Raw genomic sequence first — 26,120 nt, forward strand, 5'->3', positions numbered from 1 at the left:
CCATTTTCTCCTTTTTTCCATAACAGATTGAAAGCGGGAATCAGATGAGAAGTTTAATAAAAAAGGATTCAAGCAAGGCACTGCTTTTTGCTGGATTCATTGTGTTGATGTTGGTCTTTTTTATGCTCAGTATTTCCCTTGGGCAAACCTCAATTTCCCTCAAAGCCACCATCCATGCTTTTCTTCAATTTGATGAATCGGATCCAAACAGTGTCATTGTCATGACATCCAGATTATCAAGAGCTTTAATTGCAACGGTCGTTGGCTCAAGCCTGGCGATTTCAGGTGCACTCATGCAGGCATTGACGAGAAATCCGCTTGCGGCGCCTGATTTATTAGGAATTAATGCAGGTGGACTATTTTTTATCGTTATTTCGATTGTTTTCTTTTCAACAGAGTCGTTAACAAGCTATATGTGGACAGCCTTTCTAGGCGCAGCGATTGCAGGGATGCTCGTTTTTCTATTGGGTTCTATTGGAAGAGATGGATTGACACCGGTCAAAATAGTCCTTGCAGGTGCGGCGATATCTGCACTGTTTGCGTCTTTTACACAAGGTCTTTTAATCGTGAATGAACAGTCGATTCAAAGCATTTTGTTCTGGATGGCTGGGTCAGTGTCTGGAAGAAGCATTGATATGTTAATCCCTGTTTTGCCTTATATTTTAGGTGCGACTGTAGTGGCGCTGCTTCTTGGACGTTCTATTAATGTTCTTTTGTCGGGAGATGATATTGCCAAAGGACTTGGCCAGCGTACACTGCTGCTGAAAATCACGATGGGTGTACTCGTAGTCTTTTTAGCAGGTGGTTCCGTCGCTGTTGCTGGTTCAATTGGTTTTGTTGGTTTTCTTGTGCCGCATATTGTGAAAAAGCTCGTCGGGCCTGACCACCGCTGGGTACTGCCGTATTGTGCCGTTGTGGGGGCGTCGCTTTTACTTGCCGCGGATCTGGCGGCTCGTTTTCTGATCATGCCGCAGGAAGTGCCGATTGGTGTCATGACTGCGGTAGCAGGAGCGCCTCTATTTGTTTATCTCGTGCGCAAGGGGTTGAAGACAGGTGGCTAAAACATATACAGTGCGTTCTAAAGGCGGGCGCATTTCATTTCAATTTTCAAAGCGGACGTTTTTGATTTTACTTTTATTGACGGCCATTGCCTTTGGCTTATTTATTCTCAGTCTCAGTATGGGAAGCCGGTTCATTCAGCCGGTCGATGTGCTGCTTCATTTAATCGGTCAGGGAGAGGGGAATTCCTTTGTGTTAAATACGCTGAGGATTCCACGAACGCTGCTGGCTGTCTTAGTTGGATCCGCACTTGCGGTATCAGGGCTCATTTTGCAAGGGTTGATCCGCAACCCGCTGGCATCACCTGATATCATTGGAATTACAAGTGGTGCTTCGTTTGGTGCGATTATGTTCATCGTTTTTTGGATGGGCACTGTGCCTATTGCTTATCAATCCTTATGGGCGATTGCAGGTGCTTTTGCGGTATCGAGTCTGATCTATTTGCTTTCATGGAAAAAAGGGGTCAAGCCGATCACCCTTGTTCTAATGGGAATTGGGATTTCTGCCATTATGAAGGCATGTGTGACGTTTACGCTTGTTCTAAGTGATACGATGACAACGACCAAGTCTTACATCTGGCTGACGGGGAGCTTATATGGTTCTACGATGAAAGACGTCACTGCGATGCTTCCTTGGGTGATGATCATTTTACCGATTGTCATGGTGTTAGCAAGAACGATGAATGTAAAAGAACTTGGCGATGATCTTGCAACAGGTCTCGGGGTAAAAGTGCAGGCGAAACGATTATTCTTTCTCCTGATGAGTGTGACATTGGCTGGTGTTGCAGTCGCATTTGCAGGCGGCATTGAATTTGTTGGACTCATGGCGCCGCACGTTGCACGGATGATTATTGGACGTTCATTCATAGCGCTTGTTCCAGCATCTGCGCTAGTTGGAAGTATTCTCGTGATGCTGGCTGATCTTGTGGCTAGAACCGCATTTCTACCGTTAGATGTTCCAGCAGGTGTATTTACGGCAGCTATTGGTGCACCGTTCTTTATTTATTTGTTATATCAACAGCGCAATCGATAAACAGAAGATGGGGGTTTTGATATGAGGCCAGAGTGGGTTGAGAGAGAATTACTTGATTTCGGGGTACACATCACAAATGAACCAATGACATCTGATCGCACACTTGCTGCGCTTTTTTCAGAAGCAGCCGTCATACGTTTATTAGAAGCTGAAAAGGAAGCGATGCATGCACCGAATCTTGCGGTAGCAGCCTCTATGTTTTCAAAGCGGTATGCCTACTTAGCCGTCAGTTCCTCTTTATACTTGATGACGCTGTATGACGGTATCTATCAGTTTCCACCAGCAGCATGTGCATTTAGAGAGGATCGAAAAATTGAAATGGATGAGGCGGCGTGTTCGTTTGTTCCACTAGAAGGAGACAGGCAGGAGTGGAGAGAGAAGGTCGTGCGTGCGCTGTTTACGGAGTGTGTCACGCCTCTTTTAGACGTGCTGAACCGCACATCAAAACTCTCTTATCGTATTTTATGGGAAAATGTAGCGGTTCGAATCAACTCTCTTTATCGAAGCATGATGCGGGAAGCGGAAGAGCCTGCGGTGAAGCAGCGCGTGCGGGAGGATTATTTGTATCTGAAGCAGGCGGCTGGAGATGTTTTTGGAGCTCAGCAAAATCCATTTCAGCACAGCCTAAACCTAGACGACAGTTTACTTGAAACATCCAACCGGAAGACCTGCTGTATGTATTATAAGCTTGAGAAAAAATCGGAGAGTCTCGATTATTGTCTTGTTTGTCCGCTTGAAAAAAAGAAAGGCACTGCTTGCTCGTAGCAGTGCCCTTTTTTTATTCCCAAATCTCACTTGCCCATTCAGGGTGATCAATAAAAGGGTTGCGGTTGTGCTGATACGTTTGATATATGATCTCATTGCGGTTCCGTTCGATTTGATCGACTGGGTCCTGCTTGTGCCATTTGAGAAGTACAGACATTTTGCCGTGAAGAGGAGAGCTTCCATTATTTACTTTGTCGTTCAATTCTAAATCTGGAAAGCGGTCATCACCTTCGTAGCGAACCGCCATATAAAAGAGCATTCTCGCAACATCTCCTTTGACCCGGCTGTGTGGTTCGAATGAGTCGCTGTCGTAGAAATTGCCCGGTGCACCTTTGTATTCATTACCACCCGTGTCAAAATCTAAGTTTCCACGTGTGCTGTTCGTTTGCACATCTGCCGCACGAAGGTGGTGGAGATCTGTCCCAGGTCCTTGGCTTGTCCCAAAATTGCCGTGAGACTTGGCCCAGACATGCTCCCGGTTCCACTGACCCACATTTCCGCCATTCGCTTGTTTTGAGCGGGAGACACCACTATAAAGTAGCAGCACATTGTTTGGGTTATTGGGGTCTTCATCTGTTTTCTTTAAGGCATCCCACACCTGGCTGTAGGTTAGCTGCGTATGATCATCAATAATATCGTGTAAGGCCTTCTTAAGAGCGGGTCCTGATTTGCTATCAGCAGATTGGTAATAGGAATCGATTTGACTTGTGGCGGCAGTTTGCGTTTGTTGTGCAGATGTTTCGTTTTGAAGCTGTAACGGGGAAAAGGTGATCGTTTGACTAGGTTCACTCAGATTGAAACCTTGAGCATTTGCAGCTGGAGGCAGCGGGGCGGCGAATGTGCCGAATATCATAATTCCGGCGGCCACAGTTCCAAATAAAGTTCTTTTCATTCGATTTCCTCCTTGAAAGGGAATGTATTCTCTTTATTTCTATCATATTGCCATGAAGAAATAAATGGATTTCTCGTAAATTTTATGTAATAAGTTTATAGGAAAAGAGATTGCTATTTTAGGCGTATTCCTGTATAAGTGGGCTTATAAGGATGGACAGCAAGGGAGAGGATGGATCACGTGAAAGAACTGCAAACACCTTCAAGAACGATTATGACACCGGGACCCGTTGAAGTAGACCCGAGAGTGCTCCGTGTGATGAGCACGCCAATTCTTGGTCAATTTGATCCAGCATTTACACACATTATGAATGAAACAATGACCTTATTGCGGTCACTTTTTCAAACAGAAAACAAATGGGCTTATCCAATTGACGGTACGTCCCGTTCAGGGCTTGAAGCTGTGCTCGCCAGTGTGATTGAGCCGGGAGATTCAATGCTTGTGCCTGTCTTTGGCCGCTTCGGTCACCTGCTCATTGAAATAGGGCAGCGCTACGGTGCTGAGGTACATACAATGGAATGTGAATGGGGGACGGTTTTTGACCCTGCCGACATCATTCAAGAAATAAAACAGGTCAAGCCTAAAATCGTTGCCATGGTTCATGGTGAAACATCCACCGGACGATTACAGCCGCTCAAGCAAATCGGGCAAGCATGCCGGGCTCTTGATGTGCTGTTTATTGTAGACGCTGTGGCGACCATTGGCGGTGTCGAGGTAAAAGTGGACGAATGGAAAATAGATGCGGCGATTGGCGGCACGCAGAAATGTTTATCTGTTCCATCAGGTATGTCACCTATTACGTATAATGACCGAGTCGCAGCTGTCATTGAATCGAGAAAGAAAGTAGAAAAAGGCATTGCGACACAGGATGAATTACAAAAACAAATGGACATTTCTCCAATCAAAAGCAATTATTTTGATTTAAGCCAGCTTCAGGATTATTGGAGCCCAAGACGATTAAATCATCATACAGAAGCGACAACGATGCTTTATGCACTGCGAGAAGGGGTTCGTCTTGTGCTGGAGGAAGGGCTGTCTGAACGTTTTCAAAGGCACACGTATCATGAGAAAGCCTTGATGAAAGGTCTTGAAGCAATGGGTCTTGAATTATTTGGTGATCCAGATTGTAAAATGCCGGTTGTGACCTGTATTGTCATTCCAAGTGGTATTGACGGAGAAGCGGTCCGTGCCGATCTGCTCCATCATTTTGGGATTGAGATTGCAAGCTCCTTTGGACCGCTTGCCGGCCGTATATGGAGAATTGGGACAATGGGCTACAGCTGCCGAAAGGAAAATGTGCTGTTTGTGTTAGCAGGGCTGGAAGCGATTCTCATCAAACACGGTGCGGCTATCCATTGCGGAGCAGGGCTTCAGGCGGCTCTTTCTATCTATGAACAAGCTGAATAACGAGCTCCAACATACTCGCCATTGGCGGGTATTTTTTATTTGGAAAAGAACACTAATTTTTGAAAAACTAGACTTATAGATGAGGTTATCGCTATACTGGAGAAGTTCTTATCATTTTTGTCATCATTTTCATTTATTTGAAGAAAGAGGTTTTTTGTATGAAGAAGATGGGAAGATTATACATTTTGATGCTCAATATTTTTATTGCCATGCTGGGCTTTGGCCTCATTGTACCTGTTATGCCGAGTTACATCGAAGCCTTTGGTGCAACAGGAAAAACACTCGGTTTTCTTGTCGCTGCAACAGGTTTAACACAATTTGCGTTATCGCCGATTGCCGGCGCACTGACCGATCGATTTGGAAGAAGAAAATTGATCATTGCCGGGATTGCGGGTTTTACGATTGCTCAGTTTATTTTTGCTTTTGCTGATCAGCTTTGGATGCTGTTCGTGTCTCGATTTTTAGGCGGTGCTGCCGGAGCTTTGCTTATGCCGGCCATGTTTGCATACATCGCTGATATCACAAGTGAAAAGGACCGAGGGAAAGGAATGGGTCTATTCAGTGCAGCGATGACACTAGGTTTTGTCATTGGGCCGGGCGTAGGCGGCTATTTGGTTGAGTACGGGATCGCATTTCCATTTCTGATTGCCGGTTCCTTTGCTGCTCTTTCTAATTTGTTATCCATCCTCTTCTTACCTGAAACATTAACAAAGGAAAAACAGGAAGAGGCGCGGCTTAACAAGGATATTCATTTCAATCCTTTTGTACAAATGATCGAGGCTCTAAGGACATCGTACGGCTTTTTGTTTATATTGGCCTTTGTCCTCAATTTCGGAATCATTCATTTTGAATCGATTTTCGGCTTATATGTAGACCAAAAACACGGATTTTCCCCGAAGGATATTGCGTTTGTGATTACGGTTGCGGGTCTTGCCGGGGTGCTTGTTCAAGGGGTGTTAGTGAATGCCTGTGTGAAACGATTTGGAGAGATGAGAGTCGTGCGTTATGCGCTGTTAGGTGCGGCTTTCATGCTGATCGCCTGCCGTTTTGCGCCGTCCTTTTGGTTGATTTTTACGGGTTCGATTTTATTTTTATCGGCTACGTCATTTGTCCGACCAGCCCTCAATACATTGCTGTCCAAGATGGCAGGCAATCAGCAAGGGGTAGCAGGCGGTCTCAATACATCCTTTATGAGCCTTGCCAATATCGTCGGACCGAGTCTTGCGGGTATATTATTTGATGTGAATATTGAGTTTCCTTTTATGTTTGGAACACTGGTGCTTTGCGTAAGCTTCGCTGCATCCATCGTGTGGGGGAAAAAAGTGCAGCATGCTTCGGCAGCTTCTTAAAATTTGCTGATAAAAAAACCGATCAGAACGAATTGATCGGTTTTTTATGATGGGCATCATCTCTCATATTTCACGACAGGTGATTTTTCTTTATGAAGCGCACGAATCATTGCATCATCTACGTGTAAATGCTCTTTCACTAATTGAGGCGGGGTTAAGGCCATCCACTGATTCAACGAAATATCTGCAAACCGGTCACTTTTAAAAATTTCTAAAAACCAAAGGCTCGTTTGGCCGATATTTTGGATGTAATGCCCCATACCAAAAGGAACATATCCAACATCACCTGCTCTGTAATTAAAGGTGCGGGCAGTACCTCCTGCTCCAAAGACCGTCATTTTGGCCGTACCGGTTAAATAGTATTGCCACTCATCATTATTAGGATGCCAGTGCATTTCTCTCATGCCGCCAGGTTTTACTTCGACAAGTGCAGCCGCAATTGTTTTTGAAATCGGGAAATTTTGTGAATCGACAATTCGAACGGTTCCGCCTGAGGTCGTTAGCGGCTTTTGCCGAAGAAGCTGGTGCGTAAATGGCGGCTTGATGCTCCCGTATGGATCAGATACCATTTGGCTTTCTAAGGATGCCGGCGGTGAGCCTTGAAACATATAGCGCTGCTTATTCGGAATACGGTCAAACAATTTCTTAGGAACACCAAAATTGGCGGATAGAATCTCTTTCGGTGTATGGGCAAACCAGTCTGTGATCGTGAATGTATCAAATTCAGAAAAATCGCCATCATCAAATACAAGAAGGAACTCACATCCATCCTCAAGTCCTTGGATGGAGTGCGGGATACCAGGTGGAAAATACCACAAATCGCCTTCTTCTATATCAGCGATCATATTTCGCCCTTCTGCATCTACAGATGTGATGCGGGCTTTGCCTAAAATCATATACGCCCATTCCGCCTGTTTATGCCAATGAAGCTCACGAACACCTCCGCGTGTGAGCCGCATGTTGACACCTGCAATCGTTGTTGAAACAGGCAGCTCCCGCTTCGTAATTTCCCTCGACCAGCCGCCGTGATTCAAATGCATGTGTGTATCAGAAAATGAAAATTTTAAATTAGGGATTGTTCCGGCATCGGTTTTAGGGGGAACGAGCATATCTGGGTTCTCTATATCTCGAAGGACATCACGCGGGCCTAAGTCGGTAGCACCCGCGCCATCCTTTCGAATGGGCTGCGGGATGTGACGGAGCTCATCATCCATTTGTCATCCCTCCTCGAGACTCATTTTTCTCTTCCAAACTATATGAAGCTTCGGAAGAAAAAATTCAATCAGGATGGGATGTGAGAAATCTTTGAATACGGAAGGCTAAGCGCAGCCGCAATGTTGCATCAGGATCTTTTAAGCTGATTCGAAGCAATTCTTCACACTTCTCGAGGCGATAAATGACCGTGTTGCGATGAATGGACAAGCGTTTGGCTGTTTCTGAAATGTGGCAATGGGTTTCTAAATAAACAGATAAGGTGTGAAGAAGGCTTTGATCGACTTGTGATGATTCAGATAACGGGTGAAGGTGCAGCTGGTGAAACGTGATCATATCCTTTCTTGGAATGAGCCTTAGTAAATCTGGCACATCCTTTGCTTGATAAAATTGAATATATTCAGTCCGCGATGAGAGATGTCCGGTTTGAAGAGCCTCTAATGCTTCATTGTAGCCTTCAGACAGATGGGAGATGTGGCAGCCCGTCAAGCTCACCCCAAAAGAAATAGTATGATTCACTTGCAGTTTAACAAGCATCTGCAACTGTTTTAAAAAAGAGCTGAGCCTGTCGCTAACCTCCGGCCAACTGCCAGTCTCCTCCATCAATACAACCCCCATATCACCTTTTAAAAACAGAAAGGCAGGAAATGGGCAGCTTGGAAGTGCACTTTCGAGCAGATCAACCACCTGATCCAAAACCATTTGCTGCTTCATAAAACATGTGGTATCACTGCGCTCGTCAAGCTGACAGATCATACATAGATAGCGGCATTCGGCGTTTAATCCAAACGCCTGAGCGAAATGTAAGGAATCTTGCTGGGAAGACGATGCCCTCTCTATCCATTTGCGAAAGCCCTCATTTCTAGCACGCTTGGCCGTTTGCAGGGCGGCATATTGTCTCATGCGTGCAATCGACATTTCGTTTACTGCTTTTGCAATGATCCCATGCAAAGTTTTATTCTGCGGGTGAATGAAAGCAAGGATGACCAGATAATCACATGTTTGTTCGTTTAGATCAATTGGAAAGATGGAAAAGGTTTGTTTTGCATGTATCATTGAAAAAGAATGAGTTGTCCTGCTTTGAAAAAAGGGGAGAATGTGCATCCATTCTGAGCTTGTGATCATGGGGTGCGAGGTATAGAGAATACGTCCATGCTGGTTAAACAAATAGATGGGCTTGTGAATCTTTTTGGCCATTTTTTGTAAAATTTCAAACTGGTTATCGTCTATGTTCATATCCACTCAATCTCCTTTATTGGTGAAGATGAATAAAAAAATGGACAATCACTGTCTACATCTCTGATATGCATTTTATGTTATCAGCTAAAATCATTTTAGATAGAAAGTTGTCAATTAATATAACAAACAAACAGAGCGTCAGGACAAAATCACGTGCCGCCAGTCATCTTCATTCAGAATTACGAGCAAATATGATATGTTGTAGACAGAAGAATTTCTTTCAGAAAATATGGGTATCACAAGAAACAAAGGCTTCGAAGGAGGAAGCCGTCTATACATGAGAGTGGCAAGAGGTGAGAAACATGATTTATATCGGATTAACTGGCTGGGGAGATCATGACAGTCTTTATCCGCCGAGAATCGGCAGCGCGCAAAAGCTGTTTCACTACGCGTCAACGTTTCCGATTGTGGAACTGGATGCCAGCTTTTATGCGGTTCAGCCTGAGCGTAATCATGAAAAGTGGATAAAAGATACGCCAGATGACTTTCAATTTGTTGTGAAAGCATACCAAGGAATGACTGGACATCAAAGGGGCGAGATTCCGTTTGCTTCAAAGGAAGACATGTTTGATGCATTTATTCTTTCGCTGACTCCCCTTATTCGTGAAGGGAAACTAGCCATGGTGCTCTTTCAATTTCCCCCATGGTTTGATTGCAAAAAAGAGCACGTCCACTATTTAAGATGGTGTAAGGAGAAGATGGGCGATATTCCATGTGCCCTCGAATTCCGAAACCGTACATGGTTTTCAGAGGAATTTTATGAGCAGACTTTGTCCTTTATGGAAAAGGAAGGATGGATTCATTCCGTCTGTGATGAACCGCAAGTCGGAGAAGGCTCCATTCCGCCGGTCGTACAAGCTACACACCGTGATAAAACATTGGTCCGGTTTCATGGAAGGAATAAACAGGGCTGGCTTCACCCGGCAGACCATGAGAATTGGCGTGAAGTGAGATACTTATATTTATATAATGAAGCTGAATTAAAAGAGTGGAAAAAGAATCTCGACATCCTGCATCAGCAATCGAAAGATGTCTATGTCGTGTTTAATAATAACTCCGGCGGAGATGCAGCGGCAAATGGCCAGCAGATGATTGATTTGCTGGATATCACCTATTCAAACCTGTCTCCGAAGCAGTTAGATTTATTTAGTTAACCGAGAGCTGACTGAAGCTTTCAACCTGAATGAGACGGTCAGTGACAACTTGAGGGAGAGATCAACATGCTGCAGAAGCTATGGTTATATCATACAAACGACTTGCACAGCCACTTTGAGAACTGGCCAAAAATTGCAGCTTATATTGAAGAAAAGCGTCAAGTTCACGATCAGATGCTCTTGTTTGATATTGGCGACCATATGGATCGAGTGAACCTCGTATCCGAAGCGGATTATGGAAAGGTAAACGTCAAGCTCCTCAATCAGCTTGGCTATGATGGAGTCACGATCGGGAATAATGAAGGTATTACGCTGCCCCATGATCAGCTGGATCACTTGTATGAGAATGCACAATTTCCAGTGGTCCTGTCTAATTTATTTGAGAAAGGCAAAAGGCCATCATGGGCAAAGCCCTATCATATGATCACAATGGAAAACGGACTGAAGCTCTGTCTCTTAGGCGTGACCATTGCGTATACACCTGTATATGAAAAGCTGGGCTGGAACATTACTGATCCGTTTGACAGCATACGGGACATGCTGCAGGAAGTAAAGGGACAGGCAGATGTCATTGTGCTTTTATCTCATCTCGGTATCATCCATGATCGAGAGGTCGCCCGTGATTTCCCTGAAATCGACATCATCCTAGGTTCACACACGCATCATCTGTTAGAAGAAGGTGAAATGGACAATGGTGTGCTGCTTGCATGCGCTGAAAAGTACGGGCATTATATTGGCTGCGTTGAGCTGACGATCGATACAGCGCGCAAAGAGCTGATAGAGAAAAAAGCGACAGTACAGTCAGTCGATCAGCTCATTAGTGAATCAGATGAAGCCATCACCACCTTGCAGCAGGCAGAAAGAAGAGCGAAAGCACTCATGCAGGAAAAAGTGACAACGATTGAGTCGAAGCTAGAAACAAAGTGGTTCGACGATTCTCCGCTTCCGCAGCTCTTAACAGATGCCATTAAAGATTGGTGCGGAGCAGATATTGGCATGATGAATGCAGGTATGGTGCTTGATTCATTAGAGGCAGGGATCGTCACAAGAGAAGAAATCCACCGGATATGTCCGCATCCCATTAATCCTATTCGGGTGACGCTTACCGGTCAACAGCTCATCGAAACAGTTCAGCGGGGCTGTGAAGAAAAAATGGAACAGCTGCGCATCAAAGGCTTCGGCTTTAGAGGTGAGCTGATGGGGAAAATGCTATATAGCGGCCTCAGCTATACATTAGAAGAAGGCGAGGCCAAACGGGTGAAGGATGTCTTTGTACATGGTCAATTGATCAAAAAAGACGCCTCCTATACTGTTGGCACAGTCGATATGTATACATTAGGCTCTCTTTTTCCTCATATCCGTGATCACGAACACATTGAATATTTTATGCCTGAATTTTTACGTGATGTTCTGACATGGCGCTTGAAGGAAGCAACATGAAATCCGCTTCAGCCTAACAACACGCGCCCTCTTTTCACATAGATTGTGATGAGAGGAGTGAAGGGATTTGGTGAATTTAACACCTATTACAATTGATGGCCATTCCTTTACAGCGGTCACCGTCAAGCTGCCGAAGACAAATTTCATGGCAGTAACAAATGAACATGGGTATATCATGTGCGGTGCACTGGATGTCGGGCTCTTGAATGAAAAGCTTGCAGATAGAGGAATTATTGCAGGAAGAGCAGTGGGTGTAAGAACCATTGAGCAATTGCTCGATGCTCCTTTAGAATCTGTGACATACGCCGCAGAAGCGCTGGGCATCTCAGCTGGAACAATTGGAAGAGATGCATTATTAAAAATGGTGAAATAAAATAGAGAGATGATTCCTATCCCCCCGCCTGTCTGCATACACATGTAATGGAGAAGGGGGGATTTTTTATTGAGAATGAACCGCCGTTATCGCCCCTACAAGAAGGGCCCTTTGCCATTTCGTTACGTTATGCTGCTTGCGATCTTATTCTTTGTGCTCTCAACCGTAATTAGTTTATTTTTTATCAACCGATCCATTAAACCAACCCTTATTCACATTGCTGAACTAGAAACAGAGCGCATCGCCAATCACCTCATACAATATTCAGTTCAAGACTTTGCAGACGATCAGGAGAATATGAAGGATATGGTGGTCATGAATACAAGTGAGAACGGAAAAGTGACGACCATCGATTTTAATGCGCAAGCAACATCGAAAGCAATGGCTGACCTCTCGCGTCATCTTCAAAAAAATTTAGAGGACATTGAAAAGGGGAACTTTCAAAAAGAGGCAAAAGAAGCATTAAAGGATCAAACAGATGGACATGACGGCATTATATATAACATTCCGCTTGGGCAAGCATCCGGAAATGCACTCATTGCCAACCTCGGACCCAAAGTGCCTGTACGCTTTAGTGTGATTGGTGATCCGCATACGGACGTTGAAAAAAATATTAAGCCTTATGGCATCAACAATGCCTTGATTGATATTAGTGTTCTGATCGAGGTCAAGGTAAGAGTCATTATCCCATTTGCTTCTGAAACAATCGTAGTGAAAAACTCTGTTCCTGTCTCCATACAAGCCGTTCAAGGAGACGTGCCAGATTATTATAATGGCAGCGGAACAAACTCAGGTGCTCCATCAATTGTTCTTCCAGAAAAAAAGAAGAAAAAGGAATAACAGCCCAACAATGATTGGGCTGTTATTTACTTTCGTTTCCGTTCAGCTCTTTCCCACGCCCTCAAATGAGGGTATGGGTCAAATGACCATTCCGTTCTGCCGTTATCTTTGTACATGCCATAGTGAAGATGCGGCGGAAACTTTCCTGCGGTGCCTGGAGGACCGTAACCGGAGCTTCCGACAGATCCAATCACCTGGCCAGGTTCAACAATTTGACCTGTCTTGAGTCCTTTCGCAAAGCCATTTAAGTGAGCAAAGTAATGATAATGATTATGAATATCTCGAATGCCTATCCGCCAGCCGCCAAAGCGGTTCCAACCTTTCATTTCAATCACGCCATACGATGTCGCACGAACGGGAAGTCCATAATGGGCAAATAAATCGGTTCCCTCATGAATTCTCCTTCCTCCAAACCCTCTCGCATCTCCCCATGTACTTCGGTAGCTGTAGTCAGCTCCAACCGGAAGAGGAAAAGCATGCTTTCCAAGATCAAGATGGCCGTAGTGCTTATATAGCTTCATAAAAGATGAAATGATTCCAACGGTTTGATCACGTCCATAATAGTCCCATAAACCAATTTTTAATTGATCAATGCTGCTGCCGTAGTGAAGCAAGTATTGGGCAAAAGTGAATAATACATCCTCATCGTCATCGCTGCTTGCTTTGCCATCCCCATTCCCATCAAGACCAATTCCGTCAAACACTTTAATGCTTAAAGGAGAGGTATCCTGTTTATTCGGGTTTTCTGGTCCAATCCACATTTCCCGGGGAATGTAGATGCCAATGACGCCTTTTTGTTTCGGTAAATCTCTTCTGCTTTTTCGAATATTGTGTTCATACTGATCAACTGCAGCAAGTACATACCATGGAACCTGAGTTGTGATGGAAACTTTTTCATATAGGGCCATTCTTTGTTTCAATTCATCTGGCTGCTTGCCCGTCCCTTTTGCATGAACAGGTAAAGGGAGCATTGAAAGAGCAATCATGATGGCTAAAACCACTTTCACAAACGTCCATCTCCTTTCATCGAGCATCATCTTCTACCGTTTAGTGTGGTTAGATCACTCTATTTCATAAGAAGAAAATGTTAGTAATTTTCTTCTGTTTTTTTAGGAGGCTTTTGGGTATTTTTGCAGCTCATTCCCTTGTTGTTCAATCTGTACTATGTTAAAGTGTCTAAAGAAAAGGCTTTAGGCCGAAGATTCAATTTTTTGCAGCTTTAGCTGCATCCATCGTATATAGCAGGAAGATTTTTGTAGATGCACCTTTAACGAATTCATATGGAGATGATGGAATTGGCAAAGAAGGAAGAGCACGTAAGAAAACCGGACTGGCTTAAAATTAAGCTGAATACGAATGAAAACTATACCGGTTTAAAGAAAATGATGCGGGAAAACAACCTGCATACCGTTTGTGAGGAAGCAAAATGTCCGAATATTCATGAATGCTGGGCAGTGAGAAGAACCGCTACATTTATGATCCTTGGATCTGTTTGTACGCGCGCATGCCGTTTCTGTGCGGTGAAAACTGGACTTCCAACTGAGCTTGATCTGCAAGAGCCAGAACGCGTGGCAGATTCAGTAGCCTTAATGAACTTAAAGCACGCTGTTATAACAGCGGTTGCAAGGGATGATCAAAAGGATGGCGGCGCAGGTGTGTTCGCTGAAACCGTTCGTGCGATTAGAAGAAAAAGCCCATTCACGACCATTGAAGTTCTCCCTTCAGACATGGGCGGCAATTATGATAACTTGAAGACGTTAATGGACACGCGTCCTGACATTTTAAATCACAACATTGAAACAGTTCGCAGATTAACGCCAAGAGTTCGTGCGCGTGCTACATATGATCGTTCATTAGAATTCTTGCGTCGTGCAAAAGAAATGCAGCCCGATATTCCAACAAAATCAAGCATTATGATTGGACTTGGTGAAACGAAGGAAGAAATCATTGAAGTCATGGATGATCTTCTTGCCAATAACGTGGATATTATGGCGATTGGCCAGTACTTACAGCCTTCGAAAAAGCATTTGAAAGTTCAAAAATACTACCATCCGGATGAGTTTGCAGAGCTGAAGGAAATTGCGATGTCAAAAGGCTTTAGCCACTGTGAAGCTGGGCCGCTTGTGCGCTCTTCCTACCATGCAGATGAACAAGTAAACGAAGCGTCTAAAAAGCGTCAGGCGCAAGCGTAACAAAGAAAACGCCAGAGCTCTCTGGCGTTTTTTCTCGTATTAATTTTGGCCGTAAGGGGCGTTTCTTCTCATTGTACGGTCTGAATTCGTCATCCCATTTGCATCTTCTTGATTCGATATGTTCCCGCCTTGAGGGGAATACTTCATTTGCTGAATCGTTTTGGTTAAAATTTGGTCAAAATCACGTGAATTGGTTTGAAGACGTGAAAAATTGGCAATGGATTGAAAGTGCTCTGGATTATCAGAGACGTATACATGATAATAACGAGGGAGAACAGAAACCGCCGTTTTCTTTACTTGATCGGCAGATTCATCACGGTTTTTGTTTCCTGTTCGATACACGATGAGTGCATCCTCATCTGTCACAAGTGTGGCTGCATCTTTGATGTTTGGCAGCTGCACCGTTAGACTTGTAATCACGTGGGCAAGATGCTCACGATTTAAAGCAGGGGTTCTTTCTTTCTGATCCGTTACTTGCTGGCGCTGATAACGAACATATCCTGCTTTGTTTGTATCTGCTTCTGGCATATTGGAATTATTTCCTTCATGACGATCCGACAGACGGATGGTTTTACTTGAAGAATCTTCCTCCACTTGCCGGTTCATACCTGATTGAAAGCCGCACCCGCCTAAAAGCATGCTGAGGAGAATCGCGGCAGTCAGTTGTTTCTTCATAAATGTGACCTCCTTTTTCCTTTAGCTTCGGCTAAATCGGAAAAAACATGCTTTAGCAATTGATGGAGTTCTTCCAATGAATTATCATTAAAGATGGATCGTTTAAAAAGAGGTGAGAAGATGATCGTCGTTCAGAATGCTACCTTTGATCTTGTAAGAGATATCAAAGACGGCTTTAATGAAGAAGCGTTTAAAGCAAGGTACTCAGATATTTTAAATAAGTATGATTATATTGTGGGGGACTGGGGCTATAATCAGCTCAGGCTGAAAGGGTTCTTTGATGACCAAAACCAAAAGGCCACATTTGATACTAAAATCAGCACACTCGATGAATACATTTATGAATACTGTAATTTTGGCTGTGCCTATTTTGTCTTAAAACGAATCAGAAAATAACGCAAAGGGGAGCGTCATGATGTATTTCGTAGACAGAAAAAAGATTGAAGAGACATTACGTTTTTTCGAGGAGCAATATGAGTTGTTGCAGAGTCATCAAACATGGACAAGTCCTCTAGAGAAAAAAGCGCTGGAACGAATTGTTCATTTGCTCGTCGAATGTATTCTTGATACCGGAAATGACATGATTGATGGCTTTATTATGCGTGACCCAGGAAGCTATGATGACATCATGGATATACTTGTTGATGAAAAGGTTGTACCAGAAGGAGAAGGAAGTCAGCTGAAAAAGCTTGTCTCATCCCGCAAAACACTTGTGCAGCAATATCAGGAAGTAAATCATCATGACTTATTGCAGGTGATCAGCGAAGTAGAGCAGGCACTAGAGGTCTTTCCAAGCCGCATCCGTACCTACTTGGAGCAGGAGCTTGGCCCAGTATCAGCGTTTAAATAAACCATTGGAGTTGTGAGCATCATGAAATACAAAGGCTATTTAATTGATTTAGACGGGACAATGTATAAAGGAACAGAAAAGATCGAGGAAGCAGGTCAATTTGTTCAAAAGTTAAATGAGTTGAGCATTCCTTACTTGTTTGTCACGAATAACTCATCACGCACGCCAAAGCAGGTAGCGGAAAAACTCGTTTCATTTGATATCCCAGCAACAGAAGAACAAGTTTTTACAACAAGTATGGCGACGGCCAATTATATTGCTGAGCAAAAGAAAGATGCATCAGTTTACGTGATTGGTGAAGAAGGAATCAAGCAGGCCATTGAAGAAAAAGGGCTGACATTTGGTCAGGAAGACGCTGATTTCGTTGTTGTTGGAATTGATCGCGGCATTACATATGAAAAATTAGCAGTAGGTGCGATTGCCATTCGTCAAGGCGCACAATTTGTCTCAACAAATGGAGATATTGCCATTCCAACAGAAAGAGGGCTTTTGCCAGGGAACGGCTCGTTAACATCAGTACTAACCGTGACGACAACGGTTCAGCCGACATTTATCGGAAAGCCAGAATCCATTATTATGGAACAAGCGATGCGTGTACTTGGGACAGATGTGTCTGAGACGCTCATGGTGGGGGATAACTACGATACGGATATTATGGCAGGAATGAATGCAGGAATGGACACATTACTCGTCCACACAGGTGTGACAACAAAAGAGCTGCTTCAGCAGTATGAAAAGCAGCCAACCTATGTCATTGAATCCTTATCCGAGTGGATTGAGCGATTATCATAGAAAAAGAGGACAAGCGTTCGCGCGCGTCCTCTTTTTCTTTATTCCGCATTTCTTGCACTATGTGCCAGCCTGCTTGATGCGGCGGCAGCAATAGCGCCGACAATGTCATCTAAAAAGGTGTGGCATTCGCCCGTGGATTTATCGTTGAGTTTCCCGAGAATTCCTGGTTTTTCTTTATCGATATATCCGTAATTCGTAAAGCCGATTGAACCATAAATATTGACGATAGCAAAGGATAAAATTTCATCAACGCCATACAGGCTCTCGTCCGTTTCAAGTATTGATTGAAGCGGCTCAGTCAGCTTCTTTTGCTCGGCGAGTATGTCTAATTCGATGCCCGTTAGTATCGCATTTTGGACTTCACGTTTTGCGATGACACGCTCCACATTGTGGATGCACTCTGTCATGTCTAAGCCAGGATGATATTTTTCCTGTAAAAAGTAGACAAGGTCTGCTATATTTTGAATGGTTACGCCTCGTTCTTGTAAACGGCGTCTTGCTGTTTTTTCTACTTCGTTCATCTCATGATGATGCGGCATGTATTCCTCACCCAATCCTCGTAATTTGTCCACAACGTGTAAAAAGCTTCGGATAGTAAATAGTATTCATAAATCCCTCAACCTGCGACTACGATATGATAAGAGATTGATCATAGGAACGCAGGTGAAAACATGAAAGAAACCATCTATCACACATTTGGTATTGATGTTCGTCAATTTACGCCATATGGCAGTTATCAGAGCTTTCAAACGGCGGAGGCTCTCTTCCTCATTGTTCCTGTGTCTCATTTGCGAGAAGAAGAACTCACAGAGTTGTATCATATCAGTCAGTATTTACTGAATGCTGGAGACCCATACGTTGCTGTGTTTGAATTAACAAATGAAGAAAAGCCCACCTTTACTCATGGGAAGGAGCAGTATGCTTTATTAAAAGCAGCGCCTCCGATCTCAAGCCGCTCGTTTCAGCAAGCGTCAGAGCTGGCAGCCTTTCATGTCAGGGGAAGAGGCTTTCCATATGAAGTATCCGAAACAAAACGTGTCGGTGCTTGGAAGGAATTATGGGCAAAACGATTAGATCAGCTTGAAGGCTTTTGGATGCAGCAAATGCATCAAAAACCGCTGCAACGGTTTGAACAAAAATTTATTGAATCGTTTCCGTATTATCTTGGATTAACGGAGAATGCCATTCAATATTTAGTCGATACTGAGCTTGATGATGAACCGAAAGAAGGTGACTCAGGCACTGTCTGTCATCAGCGCTTTTCACGTATGACATGGCCGCATGAGCAGCCGCTTCGTTTACCTGTGGATTGGGTCTTTGATCATCCAACTCGTGATATTGCCGAATACTTAAGAGAGACCTTTGTACAGCATAAGGAGGATTTAATTGAAGAGGGTTTTTCCTTTCTACAGCAATATGAACAGGTGACACCTCTTTCCTCCTTTTCAAAGCGTTTGTTATACAGCCGCCTGCTGTTCCCGCTTCATTACTTTGAAATTGTAGAAGGCTACTATATGTCGGGAGAAAATGAAAAGTCATATTATGAAGAGCGGTTAGATTACGTCTTAAATGATGCCAATCGTTATGAATACTTTTTGAAGGTTTTTCAAGAAATGAGTGCCATGCGAAGCGGCGGGAGCCCCATTCCGGCTGTTGGCTGGATTCAGCCTGCAGCTGATTTGAAGTTTCAGTGAACAGACGAAACGTCTCTTTTCTCTTGAGGCGTTTTTCGTTATGCTTAAAGAAATCGATAAAAGGAGTGTTCTTCTTGACGAAACCTTACGTCTATATCACAAGAAAACTGGATGAAGCATCACTTACACCATTAAAAGAAGTCGCTCATGTTGAGATGTGGCCAAGCGAGGATGAGCCGTGTCCAAGAGAAGAGTTAGAAACACAAGCTGCTAAAGCGGATGCGCTTCTCACCATGCTGTCAGATCAAATAGATGAGCCGCTTTTATCAAAGGCTCCGAATATCAAGGTGGTTGCAAACCTTGCTGTTGGCTATGACAATATTGATCTTGAAGCAGCCAAAAAGCACGGAATCACCGTATGTCATACACCAGACGTCTTAACAGAATCGACGGCGGATTTAGCCTTTGCTCTTCTGATGGCGTCAGCTAGACGCATTGTTGAGGCGAGTGATTGGATTAAGGATGGAAACTGGACAGGCTGGGGGCCGCTTCTTCTTGCCGGTGCTGATGTTCATCACAAAACACTCGGGATTGTCGGAATGGGCAGCATTGGAACAGCACTTGCCAAGCGGGCCAAAGGCTTTAATATGAATGTCCTTTATCATAATCGTTCAAGAAAACCCGAGGCAGAAGCGCAGCTTGGCGTGACCTATGCGGCTTTTGAGGAACTGCTCAAGCAGTCTGATTTCATCGTCTGTCTGACGCCGTTAACCCCGAAAACGAAAGACATGTTTAATGAAAAAGCATTTGATCTGATGAAGAACTCTGCTTATTTCATTAACGTATCAAGAGGACAGACTGTAAATGAGGATGCTTTATACGAGGCTGTCACAACAGGAAAAATTGCCGGCGCTGGTCTGGATGTATTTAGACAGGAACCCGTCAGCCCGTCTCATCCGTTAACGACATTACCTAACGTCACAGTCCTCCCTCATATTGGAAGTGCTAGTGTCGAAACAAGAAAAACAATGATGCGTTTATGTGCTGAAAATGTTGTACTTGTCTTACAAGACGAGCCAGCCAAAACGCCGGTTCGTTTATAATATAAGGCTTCCCGGTGTTCGGGAGCTTTTCTAACAAAAATATTTTGAAAATATAGAATCTTGATATAAATAGCTGTTAAGCGGTTTCATTCTGACATTCTCTTATATTATTACCTTGTCAAAATGAGGATACCCCTTTATAATGTGTGTACATTGAATGTCTGTGTAAGGTTAACAAATGTCTTTTTAGAGAGGACATTTACGGAGAAAGGTGGAATTTCAGGTGAAGGCAATTCGAGTTGGGCTATTAGGATTAGGAACAGTGGGAAGCGGTGTCGTAAAAATTATCCAAGACCATCAGGATAAATTAATGCACCAAATCGGCTGTCCGGTATTAATACAAAAAGTGCTTGTGAGCAATCCCGATAAAAAAAGAGATGTGGATGTCGCAAGAGAGGTCTTCACAACTGAAGTATACGATGTGATTAGAGATCCAGAGGTCGATGTCATCATTGAAGTGATGGGCGGCATTGAAGAGACAAAACAATATTTAATAGATGCGTTAAATGAGAAGAAGCATGTCATTACAGCCAATAAAGATTTAATGGCGCTTTACGGTACGGAGCTTTTACATGTAGCGAAAGAAAATGGCTGTGATCTTTATTATGAAGCAAGTGTCGCCGGAGGAATTCCGATTCTGCGCACACTGGAGGAAGGGCTCGCCTCTGACCGAATCACCAAGATGATGGGGATTGTGAACGGTACAACGAATTTTATTTTAACGAAAATGAATGTCGATAAAAGCGCATATGAGGATGTCTTAAAAGAAGCACAGGATCTAGGCTTTGCAGAAGCAGACCCGACAGCTGATGTAGAAGGACTGGATGCAGCAAGGAAAATGGCGATTCTTGCAAGACTCGGCTTTTCCATGAATGTAGATTTAGAGGACGTCAAGGTGAAAGGTATTTCTGATATCTCTGATGAGGATATTAATTTCAGTAAGCGGTTTGGCTATACAATGAAGCTGATCGGCATTGCTCAGAGGGACGGAGAGAAAGTAGAGGTCAGCGTCCAGCCAACTTTACTTCCTGATCATCATCCATTATCATCTGTCAACAATGAATTTAATGCGGTGTATGTCTACGGAAGTGCTGTAGGAGAAACGATGTTTTACGGACCTGGAGCAGGAAGTCTGCCGACAGCAACAGCTGTTGTATCAGACTTAGTCGCAGTGATGAAAAACATGCGCCTTGGCGTGAACGGAAGCGGATTTATCGCACCGCAGTTTGAGAAGAAGATCAAATCGTCATCAGAAATATTTGCTCAGCAATTCTTAAGAATTCATGTTAGAGATCAAGTCGGGGCATTCTCCCGCATTACATCTATTTTTTCTGAAAGAGGCATCAGCTTTGAAAAGATCCTTCAGCTTCCTGTGAAAGGACATGATGAGCTGGCTGAAATTGTGATTATTACACATCAGACCTCAGAAGAAGATTTCTCAAATATCCTGCAAAAATTAAACGACCTCGACGTGGTGGTTCAAGTGAAGAGCACGTACCGAGTAGAAGGGAACGGTTTAAGCTGATGAAATGGAATGGACTCATTGAAGAATTTCAAGAATTCTTACCAGTAAACGAATCTACACCTAAACTAACATTAAATGAAGGGAATACACCGCTGATCCATCTCGCCAAGCTTTCAGAAAAGCTGGGAATCGAGCTTCATGTGAAAACAGAAGGTGTCAATCCAACAGGTTCTTTCAAGGATCGAGGAATGGTCATGGCTGTTGCAAAGGCTAAAGAAGAAGGCAACGATACAATCATGTGCGCCTCAACAGGGAATACCTCTGCAGCAGCAGCGGCTTATGCAGCCCGTGCGGATATGAAATGTATTGTCATCATTCCAGACGGGAAAATTGCCTTCGGTAAGCTTGCACAGGCCGTCATGTACGGAGCAGAGATCATTGCCATTGACGGCAACTTTGATGATGCACTGAAAATTGTCCGCAGCATCTGTGAAAAAGCACCGATTGCCCTTGTTAACTCGGTCAATCCTTATCGAATTGAAGGACAAAAGACAGCAGCATTTGAAATCTGTGAGCAGCTAGGCTCTGCCCCGGACGTACTGGCGATTCCTGTTGGTAATGCAGGGAACATCACGGCCTACTGGAAAGGCTTCAAGGAATATCACGAGAAAAAAGGAACTGGACTGCCTGTCATGCGTGGTTTTGAAGCAGAAGGTGCAGCGGCAATCGTTCGAAATGAAGTGATTGAGCAGCCAGAAACAGTGGCAACGGCTATCCGTATCGGAAATCCAGCGAGCTGGAAACAAGCTGTGGCAGCCGCAGAGGAATCAAATGGAAAGATTGATGAAGTAACAGATGAGGAAATTCTTCATGCGTATCAATTGATTGCACGTGAAGAAGGCGTGTTTGCAGAACCGGGCTCATGTGCGTCGATTGCGGGCGTGTTAAAGCAGGTGAAATCTGGAGAAATCAAGCCAGGCAGTAAAGTTGTTGCGGTACTAACAGGCAACGGACTGAAAGATCCAAATACGGCTATCGATATTTCACAAATCAAGCCGGTCACACTCGATGCAGATGAAGATCAAATTCTTGAACACTTAGAAAAGGCCGCACGCGTATGAGTGAAGCCTCCATGCTTTTTTCAATCACAGTACCGGGAAGCACTGCCAATTTAGGACCAGGCTTTGATTCAGTTGGAATGGCGCTCAGCCGCTATTTAAAGCTATCGGTCTATGACCATGATAGCTGGCTGTTTGAAGCAGAAACAGATGTCGTGTCTGGGATTCCATCAGGCACCGACAACCTGATTTATCAAACAGCCAAAAAGGTCGCAGATGACTTTGGAAAAACACTCCCGCCTGTTTATGTCAAAGTGTGGAGTGATATTCCATTGGCACGGGGGCTTGGCAGCAGTGCTGCTGCCATCGTGGCCGCCATTGAACTTGCCAATCAGCTTCTTGAATTAAACATGACAGATGATCAGAAGCTCTTTTATGCAAGTGAGGTAGAAGGTCATCCAGATAATGCGGGAGCCTCTTTATTTGGTGGTTTACTGATTGGTCTCCATGAAGAAGACAAAACACATGCCGTTAAAGTGCAGCATGTGGATGTAGATGTCGTCGTGGTGATTCCTTTTTATGAAGTGCTCACAAAGGATGCCCGTGATGTCCTGCCAGAGGATTTCTCCTATAAACATGCTGTCAGTGCGAGTGCTGTGAGCAACGTCCTTGTAGCCGCCTTAATGACGCAGAACTGGCCGCTTGTTGGAGAAATGATGAATAAGGATTTATTTCATCAGCCTTACCGCACAATGCTCGTGCCAGAGCTGTCGAAGGTAGAGCATGTCGCTTCGCTTAAAGGAGCTTATGGAACGGCTTTGAGCGGTGCTGGACCGACGATCCTCACCTTAGTGGAAAAAGGGAAGGGAGAAGCGCTGAAAGAGCAGCTAGCCCAAAATTTCCCGCATTGCGAAGTTGATTTGCTGACGGTGCCAGTAGAAGGGGTTGTCGTGCAGCATCATCCTGTTAATCAAGTAAAGAACGTGCTGTGAATCTGCACGTTCTTTTTTTATGCTTGTTTTTATGGGAAGAAGCAGGGATTATTATTTAGAGGATCGAACTATTTTTTAAGCATAAAAGGGGGAGATACGTTCATGAAGAAATTGATGACGGCAGAAGATTTAACAAAGATTGTTTCTGTTTCCCATCCGGTTTATTCACCAGATGGACAAAAGGCAGTCTTTACAAAAGTCACTGTGAATGAGAAAAAAGACGATTACAACATCCACTTATGGGTTCGAGATGAAGAGACAGAGGAGCTGGCACAATGGACATTTGAGGATGGAAAGCATCATCAGCCAGTTTGGTCAAAAGACGGCAGGCAGCTTGCTTTTATTTTACAAAAGCCAAAGGAAGTCCCTCAGCTGGCGCTCATGAAGAGCGAAGGAGGCGGCGTGCGAACCTTAACGACGATTCCTTACGGAGTATCTCATCCTGTTTTTTCTCCAGATGGTGCTTTTCTTTATGCGGCTGTGTCATTGAAACAATCAGAATCTGTTCATGATGAAAAAAAGGAAGAGCAAGATGACTTTGCTCCAGCGGTATATGATGATTTGACCTATAAAGCAGATGGAAGAGGCTTTTTAGATGGGCGTGTCACGCAGATCGTGAAGGTAGATATCGATTCAGGAGAAATAGAGCCTGTCACGAGCGAGCAGGTTCATCATATGAATCATACGATTTCTCCTTGCGGCAAATGGCTTGCCTTTATTCAATTAAATCCACAGATACCTTACATAAGTGACGTGTGTCTTCTGTCATTAGAAGATGGTCAGACAAAAAAGATCACACAAGCAAACGGCGCTTATTCCACCGTATCTTTTTCTCCAAATGGAGAGAGTCTTTTGTATATTGGACATGAGCGCGAATTTCAAAATGCCACCTTCCCATCACTATGGCTGTATGATCTGAAGGAAGAAAAGACGGTTCAACTGTCAGAAATGCTCGATATGTATGTTGGGAACTGTATGGCAGGAGATAGCGTGATGGGAGAGGTCTATCAGCTTCCGCAGTGGACAAAAGACAGCCAAGGGTTTTATGCGCTTGTTTCTGATCAAGGCAGTACAGGGATTTATTATTTCTCTATTGAAGGTTTAGCCTATCCTGTTCGACTAGAGGCGGAACATATCACCAATTTCAGCCTTCATCCAGATGAATCCAAACTGCTGCTCAGCCGGCTTTCACCTGTCTCACCAAGTGAGCTGTATGAGATGACATTAGGGGAGACAGAACTAAAGCAAATCACATTCGAGCATCATGATTTTCTAAAGGAGCATGTCGTATCCGAACCTGAACCATTTTCTTTTCAGTCAAAAGATGGTGACGAGGTGCATGGCTGGTTTATGAAGCCTTCCAAGATGGAAGAGGGAAAGAAATATCCGCTCATTCTAGAGGTTCATGGCGGACCGCATGCGATGTATGGTCATACGTATTTTCATGAATTTCAAATGCTCGCTTCTGAAGGCTACGCCATCGTGTATATCAACCCGCACGGCAGTCATGGGTATGGACAGATGTTTACTGACCGTGTGAGAGGAAACTATGGTGACGTTGATTATGACGATGTCATGCAGGCTGTTGATCATGTGCTCAAAGCCTATGATTTCCTTGATGAAACAAGGCTTGGCGTGACAGGCGGCAGCTATGGCGGTTTTATGACCAACTGGATTGTTGGTCAAACTGACCGCTTCCGGGCAGCTGTCACACAGCGTTCCATTTCCAACTGGATTAGCTTTTATGGCATCAGTGATATCGGTTATTTCTTTACAAGGTGGCAGATTGATGGGGATATTTATGATTCTGTCGATAAGCTATGGGATCGTTCGCCGCTAAAATATGTGAAGCAGATGAACACGCCGCTGCTCATCTTGCACAGTGATGAAGATTATCGCTGCCCAGTTGATCAAGCAGAGCAGCTTTTTGTGGCCTTGAAGGAGCTTGGGAAAGACACAAGATTGGTCAAATTCCCGAAGGCATCTCATGATTTATCCAGAAGCGGCCACCCGGGGCAGCGTATTCAAAGACTGACTTTTATAAAGGAATGGTTTAGAGAAAAGCTAGCCTAATAAAAAACGACCCTTCAGCGTGCTGACAAACCCTCGCATTCGGTGTCAGTTCAGCGTGCTGGTGCTCACGAATAGAAAATTCGCTCCGCGCCAGTACTCGTCCTTCCTAGACTTCAAGGGTTTTCATATCACGCTGAAAAGAAGACAAAGGGCTAAAGCCTCTGTCAATCATGAAAAAAACGACCCTAATTGGGTCGTTTTCATGTCATATATGAATTAGAAAACCTGTTCAACTTCTACAACGCCAGGCACTTCTTCTAATAATGCGCGCTCAATACCGGCTTTCAATGTAATGGTTGAACTTGGGCAGCTGCCGCATGCACCAAGAAGACGTAATTTCACAATGCCATCTTCAATGTCTACAAGCTCACAGTCTCCACCATCACGTAATAGAAATGGACGAAGTTTGTCCAGTACTTCCTGTACTTGGTCTTTCATTTCGACTTCAGTCATTAGATATAATCGCTCCTTTCACAACATATCACCATTATATTCATCTAGACGATAAAAATCTATTGATTGGT

The 26,120-nt window shown here is 44.0% G+C and carries 25 protein-coding genes and 1 pseudogene; 19 read left to right on the forward strand and 7 right to left on the reverse strand.

Features of this window, described 5'->3' with window-relative positions; translation table 11 throughout:
• Window positions 1-44 precede the first annotated feature (44 nt).
• The 3 genes from M1D84_RS03905 to M1D84_RS03915 are packed head-to-tail and all read left to right on the forward strand — an operon-like array spanning window position 45 to window position 2,856.
• Complete coding sequence (locus M1D84_RS03905; RefSeq protein ID WP_024423381.1) at window positions 45-1,061, forward strand: FecCD family ABC transporter permease; 1,017 nt, start codon at window positions 45-47, stop codon at window positions 1,059-1,061.
• Complete coding sequence (locus M1D84_RS03910; RefSeq protein WP_024425988.1) at window positions 1,054-2,091, forward strand: FecCD family ABC transporter permease; 1,038 nt, start codon at window positions 1,054-1,056, stop codon at window positions 2,089-2,091. Before M1D84_RS03905 ends, M1D84_RS03910 begins: the two co-directional genes overlap by 8 nt.
• 21 nt (window positions 2,092-2,112) lie before the next feature.
• The gene (locus M1D84_RS03915; RefSeq protein WP_172881540.1) at window positions 2,113-2,856 is read left to right on the forward strand and encodes an IucA/IucC family C-terminal-domain containing protein; all 744 of its coding nucleotides are present in this window, start codon (window positions 2,113-2,115) and stop codon (window positions 2,854-2,856) included.
• A gap of 13 nt (window positions 2,857-2,869) precedes the next feature.
• Here the strand turns inward: M1D84_RS03915 and M1D84_RS03920 are convergent, their stop codons facing one another.
• Window positions 2,870-3,748, reverse strand: a complete 879-nt coding sequence (locus M1D84_RS03920) for an endonuclease I family protein (RefSeq protein WP_172881541.1) — start codon at window positions 3,746-3,748, stop codon at window positions 2,870-2,872.
• Window positions 3,749-3,919: 171 nt separating this feature from the next.
• Between M1D84_RS03920 and M1D84_RS03925 the strand changes: the two genes are divergently transcribed.
• Entirely contained in the window at window positions 3,920-5,155 is a 1,236-nt protein-coding gene (locus M1D84_RS03925) for a pyridoxal-phosphate-dependent aminotransferase family protein (protein WP_458106416.1), read from the forward strand.
• A 158-nt stretch (window positions 5,156-5,313) separates the two neighbouring features.
• A complete protein-coding gene (locus tag M1D84_RS03930) occupies window positions 5,314-6,504 on the forward strand; it encodes an MFS transporter (protein WP_458106417.1) in 1,191 nt (396 codons plus the stop codon).
• A gap of 56 nt (window positions 6,505-6,560) precedes the next feature.
• Here the strand turns inward: M1D84_RS03930 and M1D84_RS03935 are convergent, their stop codons facing one another.
• Together M1D84_RS03935 and M1D84_RS03940 are read right to left on the reverse strand one after the other, a co-directional pair.
• A complete protein-coding gene (locus M1D84_RS03935; RefSeq protein ID WP_039181215.1) occupies window positions 6,561-7,718 on the reverse strand; it encodes an oxalate decarboxylase family bicupin in 1,158 nt (385 codons plus the stop codon).
• A 64-nt stretch (window positions 7,719-7,782) separates the two neighbouring features.
• Window positions 7,783-8,952 carry a PucR family transcriptional regulator gene (locus tag M1D84_RS03940; protein ID WP_458106418.1) on the reverse strand — a complete coding sequence of 390 codons (1,170 nt, stop codon included), beginning with the start codon at window positions 8,950-8,952 and terminating at the stop codon, window positions 7,783-7,785.
• Between the two features lie 305 nt (window positions 8,953-9,257).
• On the opposite strand from M1D84_RS03940, the gene M1D84_RS03945 reads away from it, so the two are divergent.
• The 4 genes from M1D84_RS03945 (at window position 9,258) to yunB (ending at window position 12,762) form a co-directional block, all read left to right on the forward strand.
• Entirely contained in the window at window positions 9,258-10,109 is an 852-nt protein-coding gene (locus tag M1D84_RS03945; RefSeq protein WP_185853816.1) for a DUF72 domain-containing protein, read from the forward strand.
• A 66-nt stretch (window positions 10,110-10,175) separates the two neighbouring features.
• Window positions 10,176-11,549: a bifunctional metallophosphatase/5'-nucleotidase gene (locus M1D84_RS03950; RefSeq protein ID WP_024423373.1), complete on the forward strand. Its 1,374-nt coding sequence runs from the start codon at window positions 10,176-10,178 to the stop codon at window positions 11,547-11,549.
• A 67-nt stretch (window positions 11,550-11,616) separates the two neighbouring features.
• Window positions 11,617-11,922, forward strand: coding sequence for a YunC family protein (locus tag M1D84_RS03955; RefSeq protein WP_024425980.1), 306 nt, complete (start codon window positions 11,617-11,619; stop codon window positions 11,920-11,922).
• Between the two features lie 69 nt (window positions 11,923-11,991).
• A complete protein-coding gene (yunB, locus tag M1D84_RS03960; RefSeq protein WP_024423371.1) occupies window positions 11,992-12,762 on the forward strand; it encodes a sporulation protein YunB in 771 nt (256 codons plus the stop codon).
• Window positions 12,763-12,788: 26 nt separating this feature from the next.
• Here yunB and M1D84_RS03965 read toward each other — a convergent pair whose 3' ends face one another.
• Window positions 12,789-13,733 carry a M23 family metallopeptidase gene (locus tag M1D84_RS03965; RefSeq protein ID WP_229137106.1) on the reverse strand — a complete coding sequence of 315 codons (945 nt, stop codon included), beginning with the start codon at window positions 13,731-13,733 and terminating at the stop codon, window positions 12,789-12,791.
• A 324-nt stretch (window positions 13,734-14,057) separates the two neighbouring features.
• On the opposite strand from M1D84_RS03965, the gene lipA reads away from it, so the two are divergent.
• Window positions 14,058-14,954, forward strand: a complete 897-nt coding sequence (gene lipA, locus M1D84_RS03970) for a lipoyl synthase (RefSeq protein WP_008360456.1) — start codon at window positions 14,058-14,060, stop codon at window positions 14,952-14,954.
• A 39-nt stretch (window positions 14,955-14,993) separates the two neighbouring features.
• Here lipA and M1D84_RS03975 read toward each other — a convergent pair whose 3' ends face one another.
• Entirely contained in the window at window positions 14,994-15,629 is a 636-nt protein-coding gene (locus M1D84_RS03975; protein WP_458106419.1) for a YhcN/YlaJ family sporulation lipoprotein, read from the reverse strand.
• Window positions 15,630-15,749: 120 nt separating this feature from the next.
• On the opposite strand from M1D84_RS03975, the gene M1D84_RS03980 reads away from it, so the two are divergent.
• The 3 genes from M1D84_RS03980 to M1D84_RS03990 are packed head-to-tail and all read left to right on the forward strand — an operon-like array spanning window position 15,750 to window position 17,271.
• A complete protein-coding gene (locus M1D84_RS03980; RefSeq protein ID WP_024423368.1) occupies window positions 15,750-16,025 on the forward strand; it encodes a YutD family protein in 276 nt (91 codons plus the stop codon).
• A gap of 19 nt (window positions 16,026-16,044) precedes the next feature.
• Window positions 16,045-16,479: a DUF86 domain-containing protein gene (locus tag M1D84_RS03985; RefSeq protein ID WP_073207287.1), complete on the forward strand. Its 435-nt coding sequence runs from the start codon at window positions 16,045-16,047 to the stop codon at window positions 16,477-16,479.
• Window positions 16,480-16,497: 18 nt separating this feature from the next.
• Window positions 16,498-17,271, forward strand: coding sequence for a TIGR01457 family HAD-type hydrolase (locus M1D84_RS03990; RefSeq protein ID WP_095410049.1), 774 nt, complete (start codon window positions 16,498-16,500; stop codon window positions 17,269-17,271).
• A 38-nt stretch (window positions 17,272-17,309) separates the two neighbouring features.
• Here M1D84_RS03990 and M1D84_RS03995 read toward each other — a convergent pair whose 3' ends face one another.
• On the reverse strand, window positions 17,310-17,810 hold the full coding sequence (locus M1D84_RS03995; protein WP_212048130.1) for a phosphatidylglycerophosphatase A family protein: 501 nt from the start codon (window positions 17,808-17,810) through the stop codon (window positions 17,310-17,312).
• Between the two features lie 132 nt (window positions 17,811-17,942).
• Between M1D84_RS03995 and yutH the strand changes: the two genes are divergently transcribed.
• The 6 genes from yutH (at window position 17,943) to M1D84_RS04025 (ending at window position 25,596) form a co-directional block, all read left to right on the forward strand.
• On the forward strand, window positions 17,943-18,965 hold the full coding sequence (gene yutH, locus M1D84_RS04000; protein ID WP_122632063.1) for a spore coat putative kinase YutH: 1,023 nt from the start codon (window positions 17,943-17,945) through the stop codon (window positions 18,963-18,965).
• Between the two features lie 74 nt (window positions 18,966-19,039).
• A complete protein-coding gene (locus tag M1D84_RS04005; RefSeq protein ID WP_458106420.1) occupies window positions 19,040-20,008 on the forward strand; it encodes a 2-hydroxyacid dehydrogenase in 969 nt (322 codons plus the stop codon).
• Between the two features lie 223 nt (window positions 20,009-20,231).
• Entirely contained in the window at window positions 20,232-21,533 is a 1,302-nt protein-coding gene (locus M1D84_RS04010) for a homoserine dehydrogenase (protein WP_041107666.1), read from the forward strand.
• Window positions 21,533-22,594: a threonine synthase gene (thrC, locus tag M1D84_RS04015; RefSeq protein WP_103131572.1), complete on the forward strand. Its 1,062-nt coding sequence runs from the start codon at window positions 21,533-21,535 to the stop codon at window positions 22,592-22,594. The genes M1D84_RS04010 and thrC overlap by 1 nt, the downstream gene beginning before the upstream one ends.
• Window positions 22,591-23,523 (forward strand): homoserine kinase, encoded by a 933-nt coding sequence (gene thrB / locus M1D84_RS04020; protein ID WP_103131571.1) that lies wholly within the window; start codon window positions 22,591-22,593, stop codon window positions 23,521-23,523. Before thrC ends, thrB begins: the two co-directional genes overlap by 4 nt.
• 102 nt (window positions 23,524-23,625) lie before the next feature.
• On the forward strand, window positions 23,626-25,596 hold the full coding sequence (locus M1D84_RS04025) for a S9 family peptidase (protein ID WP_133744618.1): 1,971 nt from the start codon (window positions 23,626-23,628) through the stop codon (window positions 25,594-25,596).
• 216 nt (window positions 25,597-25,812) lie between these two features.
• Here the strand turns inward: M1D84_RS04025 and M1D84_RS04030 are convergent.
• Window positions 25,813-26,112 (reverse strand): annotated as a pseudogene (locus tag M1D84_RS04030) (NifU family protein).
• Window positions 26,113-26,120: the final 8 nt, after the last annotated feature.

The organism is Bacillus sp. PK5-006, from assembly GCF_054161415.1.